General features: G+C 69.9%; 14 protein-coding genes. 11 read left to right on the top strand and 3 right to left on the bottom strand.

The window, feature by feature from the left end:
- Nucleotides 1–112 precede the first annotated feature (112 nt).
- The 11 genes from ACWPN8_RS27350 (at nt 113) to xdhC (ending at nt 11,136) form a co-directional block, all read left to right on the top strand.
- The gene (locus ACWPN8_RS27350) at nt 113–304 is read left to right on the top strand and encodes a type II toxin-antitoxin system CcdA family antitoxin (protein WP_492243041.1); all 192 of its coding nucleotides are present in this window, start codon (nt 113–115) and stop codon (nt 302–304) included.
- A complete protein-coding gene (locus ACWPN8_RS27345; protein ID WP_492243040.1) occupies nt 301–621 on the top strand; it encodes a CcdB family protein in 321 nt (106 codons plus the stop codon). The genes ACWPN8_RS27350 and ACWPN8_RS27345 overlap by 4 nt, the downstream gene beginning before the upstream one ends.
- On the top strand, nt 618–1,310 hold the full coding sequence (locus tag ACWPN8_RS27340; protein ID WP_492243039.1) for a DUF2161 domain-containing phosphodiesterase: 693 nt from the start codon (nt 618–620) through the stop codon (nt 1,308–1,310). Before ACWPN8_RS27345 ends, ACWPN8_RS27340 begins: the two co-directional genes overlap by 4 nt.
- A gap of 67 nt (nt 1,311–1,377) precedes the next feature.
- On the top strand, nt 1,378–2,004 hold the full coding sequence (locus ACWPN8_RS27335; protein ID WP_246306991.1) for a MarC family protein: 627 nt from the start codon (nt 1,378–1,380) through the stop codon (nt 2,002–2,004).
- 212 nt (nt 2,005–2,216) lie between these two features.
- Nucleotides 2,217–3,614: a cytochrome ubiquinol oxidase subunit I gene (locus ACWPN8_RS27330; protein ID WP_492243038.1), complete on the top strand. Its 1,398-nt coding sequence runs from the start codon at nt 2,217–2,219 to the stop codon at nt 3,612–3,614.
- A 5-nt stretch (nt 3,615–3,619) separates the two neighbouring features.
- Nucleotides 3,620–4,639 (top strand): cytochrome d ubiquinol oxidase subunit II, encoded by a 1,020-nt coding sequence (cydB, locus tag ACWPN8_RS27325; RefSeq protein WP_109095652.1) that lies wholly within the window; start codon nt 3,620–3,622, stop codon nt 4,637–4,639.
- Between the two features lie 57 nt (nt 4,640–4,696).
- The gene (locus ACWPN8_RS27320) at nt 4,697–5,398 is read left to right on the top strand and encodes a hypothetical protein (protein ID WP_492243037.1); all 702 of its coding nucleotides are present in this window, start codon (nt 4,697–4,699) and stop codon (nt 5,396–5,398) included.
- A gap of 104 nt (nt 5,399–5,502) precedes the next feature.
- Nucleotides 5,503–6,189, top strand: coding sequence for a hypothetical protein (locus ACWPN8_RS27315; protein ID WP_492243036.1), 687 nt, complete (start codon nt 5,503–5,505; stop codon nt 6,187–6,189).
- Nucleotides 6,190–6,420: 231 nt separating this feature from the next.
- Complete coding sequence (gene xdhA, locus ACWPN8_RS27310; RefSeq protein WP_492243035.1) at nt 6,421–7,893, top strand: xanthine dehydrogenase small subunit; 1,473 nt, start codon at nt 6,421–6,423, stop codon at nt 7,891–7,893.
- Nucleotides 7,886–10,270, top strand: coding sequence for a xanthine dehydrogenase molybdopterin binding subunit (gene xdhB / locus ACWPN8_RS27305; protein ID WP_492243034.1), 2,385 nt, complete (start codon nt 7,886–7,888; stop codon nt 10,268–10,270). The genes xdhA and xdhB overlap by 8 nt, the downstream gene beginning before the upstream one ends.
- A complete protein-coding gene (gene xdhC / locus ACWPN8_RS27300) occupies nt 10,267–11,136 on the top strand; it encodes a xanthine dehydrogenase accessory protein XdhC (protein WP_492243033.1) in 870 nt (289 codons plus the stop codon). The genes xdhB and xdhC overlap by 4 nt, the downstream gene beginning before the upstream one ends.
- Here the strand turns inward: xdhC and ACWPN8_RS27295 are convergent.
- The 3 genes from ACWPN8_RS27295 to ACWPN8_RS27285 are packed head-to-tail and all read right to left on the bottom strand — an operon-like array spanning nt 11,087 to nt 14,218.
- A complete protein-coding gene (locus ACWPN8_RS27295; RefSeq protein WP_492243032.1) occupies nt 11,087–11,929 on the bottom strand; it encodes a F0F1 ATP synthase subunit gamma in 843 nt (280 codons plus the stop codon). The genes xdhC and ACWPN8_RS27295 overlap by 50 nt on opposite strands.
- The gene (locus ACWPN8_RS27290) at nt 11,926–13,482 is read right to left on the bottom strand and encodes a F0F1 ATP synthase subunit alpha (RefSeq protein ID WP_492243031.1); all 1,557 of its coding nucleotides are present in this window, start codon (nt 13,480–13,482) and stop codon (nt 11,926–11,928) included. Before ACWPN8_RS27290 ends, ACWPN8_RS27295 begins: the two co-directional genes overlap by 4 nt.
- On the bottom strand, nt 13,430–14,218 hold the full coding sequence (locus tag ACWPN8_RS27285) for a F0F1 ATP synthase subunit B family protein (RefSeq protein WP_492243030.1): 789 nt from the start codon (nt 14,216–14,218) through the stop codon (nt 13,430–13,432). The genes ACWPN8_RS27290 and ACWPN8_RS27285 overlap by 53 nt, the downstream gene beginning before the upstream one ends.

The raw sequence follows: 14,218 nt of genomic DNA, 5'->3' as shown, positions 1-14,218 counted from the left end.
TGGCGGGAAGGGCGAAGGCTCTTCCCGTTCCTGTTTCGGGCGGCCCCGAACTGGACAGGATAGAGCAGTGTCACTATCCTTAGCACAGTGACGCATGGTCGGGAGCCGTTCGATGTCCAGGATCGATCCAGCCAAGAAGAATGAGAATCCCGTTTCCGATACGCTGGAAAATGCATCCCCTGTGTCGTCCATGGATGCCGAAAAGAAGAAATGGATGGAGGACAATCGGGCGGCGTTTACCGCCTACGATGCGTTGGTGGACCGGCTTGGCCTTTTCGGTGAAGAGCACCGGAACTTCGAATGAGATTTCTCGACGTTTGCCTCAATCCGGCAGCGAAGGGAAAGAAGAATCACCCTATTCCCTATCTCCTGATCGTTCAGGGTGATTATATCGGCATCGACAGGACCCGTGTGGTCGTTCCGTTGATGCGGTTGTCCGAAGTTGAATCTCCAATTCCGAAGATCATGCCCTCGATCATGGTCGGGAACGAGCAATTCGTCGTCGTGACGCCGCAGATTGTCGCTTTGCCCATTGCGCAAATCGGCGCTGTCGTCGCATCCGCATCCGCCGCCCATTCCGACATCCGCCGCGCCATCGATGTCCTGACAGGCGATTTTTGACCGTCACCGCCGAAACCGACCTCTACGCCCCCGTCAAAGCCTTCCTCGAAGCCCAGGGCTACGACGTGAAGGCGGAGATCCGCGGCTGCGATCTCGTCGCCACGCGCGGGGACGAGCCGCCGGTGATCGTCGAGCTGAAGAAGCGCTTCACCCTCGACCTCGTGCTCCAGGGAGTCGACCGGCTGGCGGTCAGCGACAGCGTCTATCTCGCCGTGCCGCAGCCGGGGCGCAAGGCGACCGGGCCATCCCCCCTCGACGGCGACGTGAAGAAGCTCTGCCGGCGGCTGGGGCTCGGCCTGCTGATGGTCGATCTGGGGCTGGCCGAGGGGGTGCAGGTCACGGTGCTGCTCGACCCCGTCCCCTACACCCCGCGCAAGGACAAAAAGCGCACCCACCGCCTGCTCGGCGAGCATGCCCGCCGGGTCGGCGATCCCAACCGCGGCGGCTCCACCCGCGTCGCCATCGTCACCGCCTACCGCCAGGACGCGCTGCGCATTGCCCGCCTGCTGCGCGGTGGGCCGCTGACCGTCGCGGCGCTGCGCAAGGCCGGGGCGCCGAAGGATGTCGGGCCGATGTTGCAGCGCAACGTCTATGGCTGGTTCGAGCGGGTCGGGCGCGGCACCTACGCGCTGACCCCGGCCGGCGTCGAGGGGGTGGAGGCGTTCGCCCATGCCCTGGCGGAGGCGTGACACTCCGCACCGCCAAGCCTATGATCGTCGCCACCCAATCCACGATCCCATCAGGCTGGAGCCCGCTTTGTCGGACTACATCAGCAATCTCGTCGTCTTTTTCGTCGTCGTCGATCCGCCGGGGCTGGTGCCGCTGTTCATCGCGCTGACCCGCGGCTTCGACGACCGGCACAAGCGGATCATCGCGCTGCGCGGCACCGCCATTGCCTTCGTGGTGCTGGTCTTCTTCGCCTATTTCGGCAAGGTCGTGCTCCAGACCCTGTCCATCGAGATGCCGGCCTTCCGCATCGCCGGCGGCGCTCTCTTGTTCTGGATCGCTTTCGAGATGCTGTTCGCCAAGCGCTCCGAACGCAAGGAGCGCGACACCGGCGAGGCGATGACCGATGAGGACGCGCACGACATCGCCGTCTTCCCGCTGGCGGTGCCGCTGATCGCCGGCCCCGGCGCCATCACCTCGATCCTGCTGCTGATGGACCGCGTCGGCACCACCGCGGCCGGACAGGTCAGCGTCCTGGGGGCGGCGGCGACGGTGATCGGCGGGGTGACGCTGATCCTGCTGGGCGCCGACCGGGTCGGGCGTCTGCTGGGCCGCACGGTGATCCACACGGTCAGCCGGGTGCTCGGCATCGTGCTGGCCGCTCTCGCCGCGCAGACGGTGATTTCCGGCATCACCGCAGTCTATCCGCCCCACTGATATCCGGTCTGCCGAGCAAAATCGTCCAAAGTGGCAGCGCGCCGCCGCCGGCACTTCCTCGCTACCGCTTCCCGTAGTCCCGCCCAAGCCCGAAAGACCAGTCCCCCTTTCCGGCCCGGTCGCCCGGCCTACATCGGGTCCTGCCACGGTTGACGCCGGGTCTTCGCCCGGCGTTCGCCCATCCACGCGCCCACACACAAGAGGCGGCGGCCATGGACCTCGACCCGCTGATCCTGTCGCGGATACAGTTCGCGTTCACGATCTCCTTCCACATCCTGTTTCCCAGCTTCACGGTCGGGCTCGCCTGCTGGATCGCGCTTCTGGAAGCGCTGTGGGTCGGCACCGGCAAGGGCATCTACCGCAGCCTGTCGGAGTTCTGGACCCGCATTTTCGCCCTGTCCTTCGGCCTCGGCGTCGTCTCCGGCATCGTCATGTCCTACCAGTTCGGCACCAACTGGAGCCGCTGGTCCGACACGGTGGGCAACGTGCTGGGTCCGCTGATCCAGTACGAGGTGGTGACCGCCTTCTTCCTGGAGGCCGCCTTCCTCGGCATCCTGCTGTTCGGGCGCGACCGGGTGCCGCGCGGCATCCACCTGATGGCGGCCTGTCTGGTGGCGCTGGGCACGCTGCTGTCCTCCTTCTGGATCCTGTCGGCCAACAGCTGGATGCACACCCCCGCCGGCTTCGAGATCAAGGACGGCCGCTATTTCGTCACCGACTGGTGGCAGGTGGTGTTCAACCCGTCCTTCCCCTATCGCCTCGCCCACATGGTGACGGCGATGTTCCTGACCACCAGCTTCGTCGTCGCCGGCATCAGCGCCTTCTACCTGCTGAAGCGCCGGCATCTCGACCATGCGAAGCTGGGGCTCGGCATGGCGCTCGCCCTCATCACCGTGCTGGCGCCCTTGCAGATCTTCCTCGGCGACGAGCATGGGCTGAACACGCTGGAGCATCAGCCGGCCAAGATCGCGGCGATGGAAGGCAACTGGGAGGGCGGCCCAAGGGCTCCCCTGGTCCTCTTCGCCATCCCCGACGTGGAGGCGGAGACCAACCATCTGGAGATCGGCATCCCCGCCCTGTCCAGCCTGATCCTGACCCACGATTTCAACGGCAGCGTTCCCGGCCTGAAGCAGTTCCCGGCCGACCAGCGCCCCGACCCGCGCATCGTCTTCTGGACCTTCCGCCTGATGGTCGGCATCGGCTTCCTGATGCTGACGGTGGCTGTCGTTCATCTGGTGCTGCGCTTCCGCGGCCGGCTCTACAGCAGCGGCTGGTTCCACCGCATCCTGGTCGGCTGCATGCCGATCGGCTTCGTCGCCATCCTGGCCGGCTGGTTCACCACCGAGATCGGGCGCCAGCCCTGGGTCGTCTACGGCCATCTGCGCACCGCCGACGCGGTGACCCCGTCGCTGACGGTCGAGGCTGCATTGATCTCGCTGGTTTCCTTCGTCGTCGCCTACACCATCATCTACGGCGCCGGGACCTATTACCTCATCCGCCTGCTGCGCACCGGCCCGACCCATGTCCATGACGCCCGGCAGCCGCCGGAGGCGCAGAGCCCGAAGCGCCCGCTGTCGGCCGCCGATCCGTCCATCGAAGCCGCGGAGTAAGCCCCATGCAGGAAATTGCGGAAGGAAGCCTGCTGACCCTGATCTGGGTCGGGATCGTCGGCTTCGCGGTGTTCATGTATGTGCTGATGGACGGCTTCGACCTCGGCATCGGCATCCTTTACCCCTTCGCCCCGACGGAGGAGGACCGCGACACCATGATGAACACGGTGGCCCCGGTCTGGGACTTCAACGAGACCTGGCTGGTGCTGGGCGGGGCGGGGCTGTTCGCCGCCTTTCCCATCGCCTATGCGGTGGTCCTGCCGGCGATGTACCTCCCGCTGCTGGTCATGCTGATCGCCCTGATCTTCCGCGGCGTCGCCTTCGAGTTCCGCTTCAAGGCGCGGGCGGGCCGGCACTGGTGGAACCGCTCCTTCTTCCTCGGGTCGCTGCTGGCCACCTTCGCGCAGGGCGTCGTGCTGGGATCCTTCATCCAGGGCATCCCGGTCTATGAGCGGCAGTTCGTCGGCGGCATGCTGCACTGGCTCTCCCCCTTCGCCCTGTTCTGCGGCGCGGCTCTGGTGGTCGGCTATGCGCTGCTGGGGGCGACCTGGCTGATCTGGCGGACCATCGGGCCGTTGCAGGACTGGTGCTTCCGCATGGCGCGGCGGCTGATGCTGGTGGTTCTCGTCGGCGTCGCCGCGGTCAGCCTGTGGACGCCCTTCCTGCTGCCGCAGATCGCCGAGCGCTGGTTCTCGCTGCCCAACCTGTTCTTCCTCTCGCCGGTGCCCATCGTCACCGCGGTGCTGGCCTTCGCCCTGTGGCGGGCCCTCGACAACAGCCGGGACGTGGCACCCTTCGTGCTGTCGATGGCGCTGTTCGCCCTGTCCTACCTCGGGCTCGCCATCAGCCTGTGGCCGCATCTGATCCCGCCCGGCGTCACCGTCTGGGAGGCGGCGGCCCCGCCCAAGACTCAAGTCTTCCTGCTGGTCGGCATGGCCTTCCTGATCCCGTCGATCCTGGGCTACACCGCCTATTCCTACTGGGTTTTCCGCGGAAAGGTGACGGGGGCCTTCGGATACCATTGAGCGGAGGGGGCGCCCCGGCCTAAAAAGGGCGCCTTCGGACGGGAAAAGGGATCCGCCATGGACAACGACATCAGCTTCGCCGAGGCCATGCTGCGCCGTGGTGCCGGCCTGCTGGACGCGGAGGCGGATGCGCCGGGCGGCGACCCCTTCGCCGTGCTGGCCCGCCTGCTGGCCGCCGCTGCTGCGACCGACGCGCCGCTGGTGGTGCTGAGCGAGGGCGGCAGCCACCCCGCTTTGTTCGACGAGGCCAGCCGCCGCGCGGGCGAGCCGCTGACCGCCCGCCTCGCCGGTCTTGCCGCCACCCGCCAGGGCGAGCGCGCCACCATGTACGAGTTCGACGGCACCGGCCCGCTGACCGGCAACCGCATCGTCGCCGCCCTGCTGCGGCCGGAGGAGCGGCCCGACCTGCTGCATGTCTACATCGCCGTCGGCCGCCTGCGCGGCGGCGAGGCGCAGATCACCGTGCCACCCGCCCTGCTGCGCTTCGACGCCGCCGCACTGGGCCAGACGCTGGGGCTGCTGGGCGATGCGGTGTCGCGCAGCCCGAATGCGGCCACCGCGGCGCTGGCCCATGCCGCCGCCATCCTGCCGATGGAGGGCCATGAGCAGGGCGGCATGCCGGCGGCCCTGCTGGACCTTTACTGGCATGCGCTGACCCTTGCGTCGGTGCGCGCCGCAGGCGGCGCTGGGGCGTCGGTGCGCGCCGCCGGGGGTGCGGCCGGGGGATTGGCCGGGATGACGCCGGAGGGGAATGCGTAAAGGCACCGGGGGCAGCCTCTGCTCCTGCTTTTGCACAAAGTCCACCGAAACAAGAAATAATTCCTATAATCTCCGTGGGATCCCCTTTCCTGCGGAGCGACGCCATGCCTCTCGACAGCCGTACCTTTCAGAACGACCATTTCCCCCGTTGGGCGGAAGAGCCGCCGGTGCCGTCGGACGGCTCGCTGGTCCCCGGTTCGCAGTTCCATGAGGAGCAATGGATCATGGCCGCCGGCATGCTGGCGCGCGGCAGCAGCTTCCTTTATGTCGCCCGCGCCATGGGGTGCAGCCGGACAACGCTGTGGCGGGCCTATTACGGCTCCAAGGATTTCCGTCACAGGGTGTGGTGGGAGCGGCAGGCGCTGAGACGCGAGGCCGACCTCCGCCTGTCCTCGCTGCGCAGTCTGGTCGTCGAGCAGATCGAACGGCTGGTCTCCTCCGGCGATCCTTCCACGGTGCGCTGGCTGGCCGACCGGCTCGGCATCCTCGACGGGCTCGCCGACCAGCCGGCGCAACGGCCGCAAATATCTCAGCCGTTGGAAGACCCGTCTGCCATGCCTGCTGCCGACCCTGCTGCCGACCTGATTGCCGACCTCGACGACGACAGCATTCCCGGCGCCTTCCGCGAACGCACCCCGCCCGATCCGCGCGCTGTCGCCGCCATCCTCGCCCGTCCGGAGGCGGCGGGGCCGAAAGGCGTCTATCCCTATACCCTCAACCCCGACGATCCCTATCCCACCCTCGGCTCGGCACTGGAACGCCGCGGCAAGGCCGCCTTCGATCGTTTGTAAGGCGCCCGTCTGCGAGGCGAGCCGGAGACGATGGAACATCCGCCAAAAACCGTTCCACGTTGTTCCACCCCCACCCCGCCGGCTACGCTTCGCATCGTCCCCTGAGGAGGCCTTCGCCCCGCCGCTCTTTTGCAAATCGTTTGAAACTCTTTCCCGTGCTGCCGATCTGGTGACAGAGTTAACGTCAGTGAAATACTGCGTCACATCGTCACCAGTTCAACGGGAGCAGCCATGCGCCAGCGCCTCCGCTTCTATCTCGGGGACGAGCTTCGGGAGATCGACGCGGTCGATCCGACCTTGACGGTGCTCGACTGGCTGCGGCTGTCGGAACGGCGGGTCGGCACCAAGGAAGGCTGTGCCGAGGGCGATTGCGGCGCCTGCACCGTGGTGGTCGGCCGGCTGGACGGCGACAGCCTGCGCTACGAGGCGGTGAACGCCTGCATCCGCTTTCTCGCCACGCTGGACGGCTGCCGCCTGCTGACGGTGGAGCATCTGAAGGGTCCGGACGGCGCGCTGCACCCGGTGCAGCAGGCGATGGTCGATTGCCACGGCTCGCAATGCGGCTTCTGCACGCCCGGCTTCGTCATGTCGCTGCTGGTGCTTTACCTGAACGAGGACCGGCCCGACGGGCAGCGCATCGACGACGCGCTGGCCGGAAACCTCTGCCGCTGCACCGGCTACGAGCCCATCGTCCGCGCCGCCCACGCCATGTACGGGATCGGCGACCGCAGGAGCGACCGCTTCGCCGACCGCGCCGCCATGGCGGAAAAGCTCAAGGCCCTGCGCGACGAGGAGATCCTCAGCGTGGGATCCGCCGGGCGCCGCTTCCTGGCCCCCGCCACCGTGCCGCAGCTAGCGCAGCTGCTGCTCGACAACCCCGGCGCCACCATCGTGGCCGGGGCGACCGATGTCGGGCTGTGGGTGACCAAGTTCCAGCGCGTGCTGGCGACGGTGGTCTACACCGGCCGGGTCCGTGCCCTGCGGCGGATCGAGGACCGCGGCGACGCGCTGGCGATCGGGGCCGGCGTCACCTACAGCGACGCGGTGGAGCGGATCGCCGCACTCTATCCCGATTTCGGCGAGCTGATCCGCCGCATCGGGGCGGAGCAGGTGCGCAACATGGGCACCATCGGCGGCAACATCGCCAACGGCTCCCCCATCGGCGACAGCCCGCCGGCACTGATCGCCTGCGCCGCCACCCTGCGGCTGCGGCGCGGCGAGGAGACGCGCGAACTGCCGCTGGAGGACTTCTTCGTCGAATACGGCAAGCAGGACCGCCGCGAGGGCGAGTTCGTCGAGGCGGTGATCCTGCCCAAGCCGGCGGCGGGGGAGCGGTTCCGTGCCTACAAGATCGCCAAGCGCTTCGACCAGGACATCTCCGCCGTCTGCGGCGCCTTCCGCCTGACGCTGGATGGCGAGGGCCGGGTCGCCGACATCCGCATCGCCTTCGGCGGCATGGCCGGCACGCCCAAACGCGCCGCCGGGGCCGAAGCGGTGCTGCTGGGCCGCCACTGGACCGAGGAAACCGTGCGGCTGGGGATGGAGGCGCTGGCGGGGGACTACGCGCCGCTGTCCGACTGGCGGGCCAGCGCCGCCTACCGCTCCACGGTGGCCGCGAATTTGCTGATGAAGCTGTATGTCGAGACCAGCGACCCGGCGGCGGAGACCCGTCTGGTCGGCGACCGGAGGCTTGCACATGCCTGACGTGACGACGCCCATCGCACCCGCCCCCGAGCGCACCCCGGATCGCATCCAGGGCGCCGTCCATGACTCCCGCCGGCACGAGAGCGCCCATAAGCATGTCAGCGGCGAGGCGGTCTATGTCGACGACATCGCCGAACCGGCCGGTCTGCTGCATGTCTATCTGGGCCTCAGCAGCCGGGCCCATGCGCGCATCCGCGCCATCGACCTGTCGCCGGTTAGGCAGGCGCCCGGCGTGGTCGCCGTCTTCACCGCCGACGACGTGCCGGGGGTCAACGACATCGGCTGCATGGGCAAGCATGACGAGCCGCTGTTCGCCTCCACCCTGGTCGAGCATGTCGGCCAGCCGATCTTCGCCGTCGCCGCCGAGACCCGCGACCAGGCCCGCCGCGCCGCCAGGCTGGCGGTGGTCGAGTATGAGGATCTGCCCGCCATCCTGACCATCGCCGCCGCCCGCGACGGCGAGCGCACGCTCGTCACCCCGCCGATGACGCTGCGGGTCGGCGATGCCGACGCGGCGCTGGCCGCCGCACCGAACCGCGTGGAGGGCCGGCTCGCCATCGGCGGGCAGGAGCATTTCTATCTGGAAAGCCAGATCGCCATGGCGGTGCCGGGCGAGGATGGCGAGGTGCTGATCCACGTCTCGACCCAGCACCCGACGGAGGTCCAGCACATCGTCGCCCATGTGCTGGACCTGCCCAGCGCCGCGGTGACGGTGGAGGTGCGCCGCATGGGCGGCGGCTTCGGCGGCAAGGAAACCCAGTCGAACCTGTTCGCCGCCTGCACCGCGCTGGTCGCCAAGCGCACCGGCCGCGCCGCCAAGCTGCGCCCCGACCGCGACGACGATTTCCAGATTACCGGCAAGCGCCATGATTTCGAGGTCGACTATCGGGTCGGCTTCGACGACAGCGGCCTGATCCAGGGCGTCGACATGCTGTTCGCCGCCCGCGCCGGCTATGCCGCCGACCTGTCCGGCCCGGTGACCGACCGCGCGCTCTTCCATGCCGACAACGGCTATTTCTACCCGGCGGTGCGGCTGCAATCTCTGCCGCTGAAGACCAACACGGTGTCCAACACCGCCTTCCGCGGCTTCGGCGGCCCGCAGGGCATGGTGGCGGCGGAACGGGTGATCGACGAGATCGCCTATGCCCTGGGCAAGGACCCGCTGGAGATCCGCAAGCGGAACTTCTACGGCACCGATCCCGGGACGGACGGCCGCAGCCTGACGCCCTACCACCAGACCGTCACCGACAACATCCTGCCCGAACTGGTGGCGCAGCTTGAGGAGAGCAGTGGTTACTGGACGCGGCGGGAGGAGATCCGCGCCTTCAACGCCGGCAGCCGCATCCTGCGCAAGGGGCTGGCCCTGACGCCGGTGAAGTTCGGCATCTCCTTCACCGCCAGCCATTACAACCAGGCCGGCGCCCTGGTCCATGTCTACACCGACGGCAGCATCCAGCTGAACCATGGCGGGATCGAGATGGGGCAGGGGCTCTACACCAAGGTCGCCCAGGTGGTGGCGGAGGAGTTCCAGGTCGACATCGCCACCATCCGCCCGACCGCCACCAACACCGGCAAGGTGCCCAACACGTCCGCCACCGCGGCCTCCTCCGGCTCCGACCTCAACGGCAAGGCGGCGCAGGCGGCGGCCCGGACCATCCGGGAGCGGCTGGTCGCCTTCGCGGCGGAGAATTGGGGCGTGGCGCCGGACGCGGTGCGGTTCGAGCGCAACCGGGTGTGGGTCGGCGACCGCGACATGAGCTTCGCCGATCTGGTCCGCGCCGCCTACATGGCGCGGGTGCAGCTGTCGGCCACCGGCTTCTACAAGACGCCGAAGATCCATTGGGACCGGGCGGCCGGGCGCGGCACGCCCTTCTACTACTTCGCCTATGGCGCCGCCTGCGCCGAGGTGACGGTGGACACGCTGACCGGCGAATATGTCGTCGACCGGGTGGACATCCTGCACGATTGCGGCCGCTCGCTGAACCCGGTGATCGACAAGGGCCAGATCGAGGGCGGCTTCGTCCAGGGCATGGGCTGGCTGACCATGGAGGAGCTGTGGTGGGACGGGCAGGGCCGCCTGCGCACCCACGCCCCCAGCACCTACAAGATCCCGGCCTGTTCGGACCGCCCGCGCATCTTCAACGTGGCGCTTCTGGAGAACGCACCGAACCGCGAGGACACCATCTTCCGTTCCAAGGCGGTGGGCGAGCCCCCCTTCATGCTCGGCATGTCGGTCCTGCACGCCCTGTCCGACGCGGTGGCGAGCCTCGCCGGGCACCGGCTCTGCCCGCGGCTGGACGCGCCGGCCACGCCGGAGCGGGTGCTGGCCTGCATCGCCGCCCTGCGGGAGCGGGAGACGGCGTCTTCCCAACCATGACGCCGCTGTCCGCCACCCTATCGCACTGGCTCTCCCGCGATGAACCCGCCGTGCTGGTGACCGTCGCCGAGGCGCGCGGCTCCACCCCGCGGGAGGAGGGGGCCGGCATGCTGGTGGGGCGGGAGGCCTGTGCCGGCACCGTCGGCGGCGGCCGGCTGGAATGGACCGCCATCGCCACGGCGCGGCGGATGCTGGAGGATGGCCGCGCCGCCGAAACGCTCGACCTTGCGCTGGGGCCGGCGACCGGGCAGTGCTGCGGCGGGCATGTGGTGCTGCGGCTGGAGCGCGCCGATGCCGGCACCGTTGCCGCCCTTGAGGACCTTGAACGTCGGGCGCGGGCGGCGCGGCCGACCCTGCTGCTGTTCGGTGCCGGCCATGTCGGACGCGCGATGGCGACCGCCTTCGCCCCGCTGCCGCTGCGCCTCGTCTGGATCGACGGCCGGGCGCAGGAGTTTCCCGAAACGATCCCGGCCGGGGTTGAGCGCATCCTGACCGACAGCCCGCTCGACCCGCTGGCGGCGGCTCCCGCCGGGTCCGGCTATCTGGTGCTGACCCACAGCCATGCGCTGGACTTCGAGATCGCCGAGGTGGCCCTGCGGCGCGGCGATGCGGCCTATGTCGGCATGATCGGCTCGGCGACGAAGCGGGCGAAGTTCGAGCGCTGGTTCCGGGCGCGCGGGCGGGAGGTGGACGCCCTGGCGGGGCTGACCTGCCCCATTGGCGCCGCGCTGACCGGCGACAAGCGGCCGGAGGTGATCGCGGCCCTCGTCGCGGCGGAACTGCTGGTGGCCTTCGCGCGCCCTCTCAGCCCCCCTTTCACCCCATCGCCTCCGCCCCCGACACCAGCTCGATCAGCTCATTCGTGACCTGTTCCTGGCGCAGGTGGCGTGCCGTGGCGGTCAGCCCGTCCAGCGTGGTTTCGATGTTGTGGCGGGCCGTCATCATGGTGGAGAGGCGCGCCGCATTCTCGGCGGCGAAGCTCTCCATCGCGGCGTCGGCCAGCAGGGCGAAGACATACTCGTCGACCAGCCGGGCGATCAGCTCGCGGGGCGGCATGTTGATCAGCGGCGGCACCGGCCGGGCGCCGCCCTGCGGCAGACCGAGCGGCAGCAGCGGCCGGCGCACCGGTTCCGGCGGCGCGCCGCCCTCGGTCCGGCCGTAGAGCAGCTCCACCCGGCCCAGCCGCCCCTCCGCCGCCGCCTGATAGAGCGCGTCGGCGATGTGCCGGGCGGTGGCGGTGACGGCATCGGTGTTGGTCGCCATCGCCGTGCTCCAGGCCGGCGGGCGTCCGCGCTCCTCCAGCAGGGCGGCGCCGCGCGCACCCACCACCCACAGCGCACACCCATCCGGGGCGGCCAGCGCGGCATCGACCAGCCTTTCGACGAAGGCACCGACGAAGCCGTGCTCCGGCGCGAACAGCACCAGCGCCGACCGGCCGTCATGCCCGTCCGCCGGCCACTGGACCGGCGCGTCGTCCAGCAGGGCCGCCGCCTGGGCCAGCGCCCCGGCGATCACCTCGGCATAGGCGCGGGTGCCGGCCAGCGTGCCGAGCGCCTGCTGCAGCCGCATGGCGGCCAGCGAGCGCATGACGTCGGTCACCGCCTCCAGCTCCTGCACGCTGGCCCGCCGGGCCTCGACATCGGCCAGCCGCTCGCTCATGGCGTCTCTCCGCCCGCCTCTCCGCCAAGCCCGGCGGCGGCCTGGGCGATCAGGTCGCGCAGCGCGGTCTTCGTGGCGTCGTCCAGCGCCTCGCCGATCTTGGGCGGGCGGACGGCGACCAGCCCGGCCAGCGCCGCCTGGAAGCGGGGGATCGCCTCCAGCGGCAGCCCGTCCAGCGTGCCGTCGACGAGCGCCAGCAATTGCGCCGCCTGGACCGCGAGCGGGCGGGACGACAGGTGGCGCTGGGCCAGCAGGGCGCGCATGCGCCGGCCATGCGCCACCGCCTTGCGCGTCCGCTCGTCGACCAGACCGCCGAAGCGGGTGAAGACCTCCAGCTCCAGGAACTGGGCGTAGTCGAGCCGCAGCGGCTCGGCCAGCGTGCGCAGCACCGGCGGCTGCGCCTTGCCGCCGACGCGCGACACGCTGCGGCCGATGTCGACCGCCGGTTTCTGCCCTTCGTAGAACAGCTTGGCATCCAGGCAGACCTGGCCGTCGGTGATCGAGATCAGGTTGGTCGGAATGTAGGCCGACAGGTTGCCGCCCTGGGTCTCGGCGATGGGAAGCGCCGTCAGCGACCCGCCGCCCCTGGCCGGGCTGAGCTTGGCCGCCCGTTCCAGCAGGCGGCTGTGCAGGTAGAACACGTCGCCCGGATAGGCCTCCCGCCCCGGCGGGCGTCGCAGCAGAAGCGACAATTGGCGATGGACCGCCGCATGCTTGGACAGATCGTCGACGATGACCAGGGCGTGGCGGCCGCTGTCGCGGAAATGTTCGGCCATCGTAAACCCGGCATAGGGAGCCAGCCATTGCAGGCCGGGGGCGGCATCGGCGGCGGCGACGACGAACAGGGTGCGCTTTGCCGCCCCGCCCTGGCGCACCGCCTCGATGGCCGCGCGGACGCCCGACGCCTTCTGGCCGATGGCGACATAGACGCAGTATACGTCGCCATCCGTCTGGTTGAGGATGGCATCCACCGCGATGGCGGTCTTGCCGGTGGCGCGGTCGCCGATCAGCAACTCGCGCTGACCACGGCCGAGCGGGAACATGGCGTCGATGACCGCTGTGCCGGTCAGCAAAGGGGCGGACACCGCCGCGCGCTCCGCGATGGTCGGGGCGGGGCGCTCCACCGGCTCCCACCGTTCGGCCTCCACCGGGGGGCCGTCATCGAGCGGGTTGCCGAGCGGATCGACCACCCGGCCCATCAGCCCGTCGCCGACCGGCACGCGCAGCACCGTGCCGGTGCCATGGACGGTGCCGCCGGCGCTGACCGCCGCCGCGTCGCCGAGCAGGACGCAGCCGATCTGCCCGTCCAGATCCATGGCGAGCCCGGCGACCCCGTCGGCGAACAGCAGCAACTCGTCAACCCTCACGTCGGGCAGGCCGGAGACATGGGCGATGCCGTCGCCCACCGATTCCACCCGCCCGACCGATTCCAGCCGCGCAGCCGTCTCCAGCCCATCGAGCCGCCGCAGTGCGCCCGGTATCCAGGCGTCGAGCGCGTCCTCAAGCGACGGTGTCGGCAGTGTGTCGTTCGGCAGTGTGTCTTGCGGAGTCATGACGCGTCATCTCCTCCTTCGCCTCGGCCAGCGCCTGTTTCCAGCTGCGGCGGACGACGCTGTGGGCAAAATGCAGCTCCACCCCGGCGATCAGCGACGGGTCCTCGACCGGTTCCAAGGCCACCGGCCGGCCGAGCGTCGCGGCCAGCCGGTCGCGTGTCCGGGCGACGTCGGCTTCCGGCAGCGCAGCGGCGATGACAAGCCGAACCGGCACCGGGTCGATCCCATCGGCCAGGGCATGGCGCTGGGGGACGCTCAACGCCTCCACCGCCGCGCAGGCCTCGTCCAGCAGCGGCACGGTCAAGGCAGCGGCCGGGGCGTCGCGCAGGAGCCGGGCCGCCAGTTCGGTGCCGAGTTCGGCGGCATGGCGCTGCAACGCCTCCAGCGCCTGCGCCCGCTCCTCGGCCAGCCGGCTGCGCGCCTCCTCCAGCGCATGGTCGGTCTCGCCCCTCGCCTTTTCCAGCAGGACAGCGCGTTCGGCCTCCGCCTCGGCGCGGGCGGCCGCGATCAGGCGGCCGCGTTCGGCCGGCAGGGCGGTGCGCTGCTCCTCCAGGCTCCGGCGTGCGGCTTCGGCGGCTTCCCGCGCGGCCTCGGCCTCGCTGCGGACGCGCTCGGTGGCGGCCTGCCGCTCGGCGATCACCGCCAGGACCGGCCGGTAGAGGAAGCGGCGCAGCAGCCAGACCAGGATCAGGAAATTGACCGCCTGGAGCAGAAGGGTCCAACCGTCGATGTGCAT

The organism is Azospirillum sp. UENF 112521 (genome assembly GCF_058780665.1).
The sequence above is the reverse complement of the archived record's forward strand: the minus strand, read 5'-3'. Positions and strand labels throughout refer to the sequence as shown.

Bases quoted from the DNA above. Each gene is read 5' to 3' on its own strand.
- ACWPN8_RS27350 (WP_492243041.1), top strand. From the start codon at position 113: ATGTCCAGGATCGATCCAGCCAAGAAGAATGAGAATCCCGTTTCCGAT.
- ACWPN8_RS27345 (WP_492243040.1), top strand. From the start codon at position 301: ATGAGATTTCTCGACGTTTGCCTCAATCCGGCAGCGAAGGGAAAGAAG.
- ACWPN8_RS27330 (WP_492243038.1), top strand. From the start codon at position 2,217: ATGGACCTCGACCCGCTGATCCTGTCGCGGATACAGTTCGCGTTCACG.
- cydB (WP_109095652.1), top strand. From the start codon at position 3,620: ATGCAGGAAATTGCGGAAGGAAGCCTGCTGACCCTGATCTGGGTCGGG.
- ACWPN8_RS27320 (WP_492243037.1), top strand. From the start codon at position 4,697: ATGGACAACGACATCAGCTTCGCCGAGGCCATGCTGCGCCGTGGTGCC.
- ACWPN8_RS27315 (WP_492243036.1), top strand. From the start codon at position 5,503: ATGCCTCTCGACAGCCGTACCTTTCAGAACGACCATTTCCCCCGTTGG.
- xdhA (WP_492243035.1), top strand. From the start codon at position 6,421: ATGCGCCAGCGCCTCCGCTTCTATCTCGGGGACGAGCTTCGGGAGATC.
- xdhB (WP_492243034.1), top strand. From the start codon at position 7,886: ATGCCTGACGTGACGACGCCCATCGCACCCGCCCCCGAGCGCACCCCG.
- xdhC (WP_492243033.1), top strand. From the start codon at position 10,267: ATGACGCCGCTGTCCGCCACCCTATCGCACTGGCTCTCCCGCGATGAA.
- ACWPN8_RS27295 (WP_492243032.1), bottom strand. From the start codon at position 11,929: ATGAGCGAGCGGCTGGCCGATGTCGAGGCCCGGCGGGCCAGCGTGCAG.
- ACWPN8_RS27290 (WP_492243031.1), bottom strand. From the start codon at position 13,482: ATGACTCCGCAAGACACACTGCCGAACGACACACTGCCGACACCGTCG.
- ACWPN8_RS27285 (WP_492243030.1), bottom strand. From the start codon at position 14,218: ATGCACATCGACGGTTGGACCCTTCTGCTCCAGGCGGTCAATTTCCTG.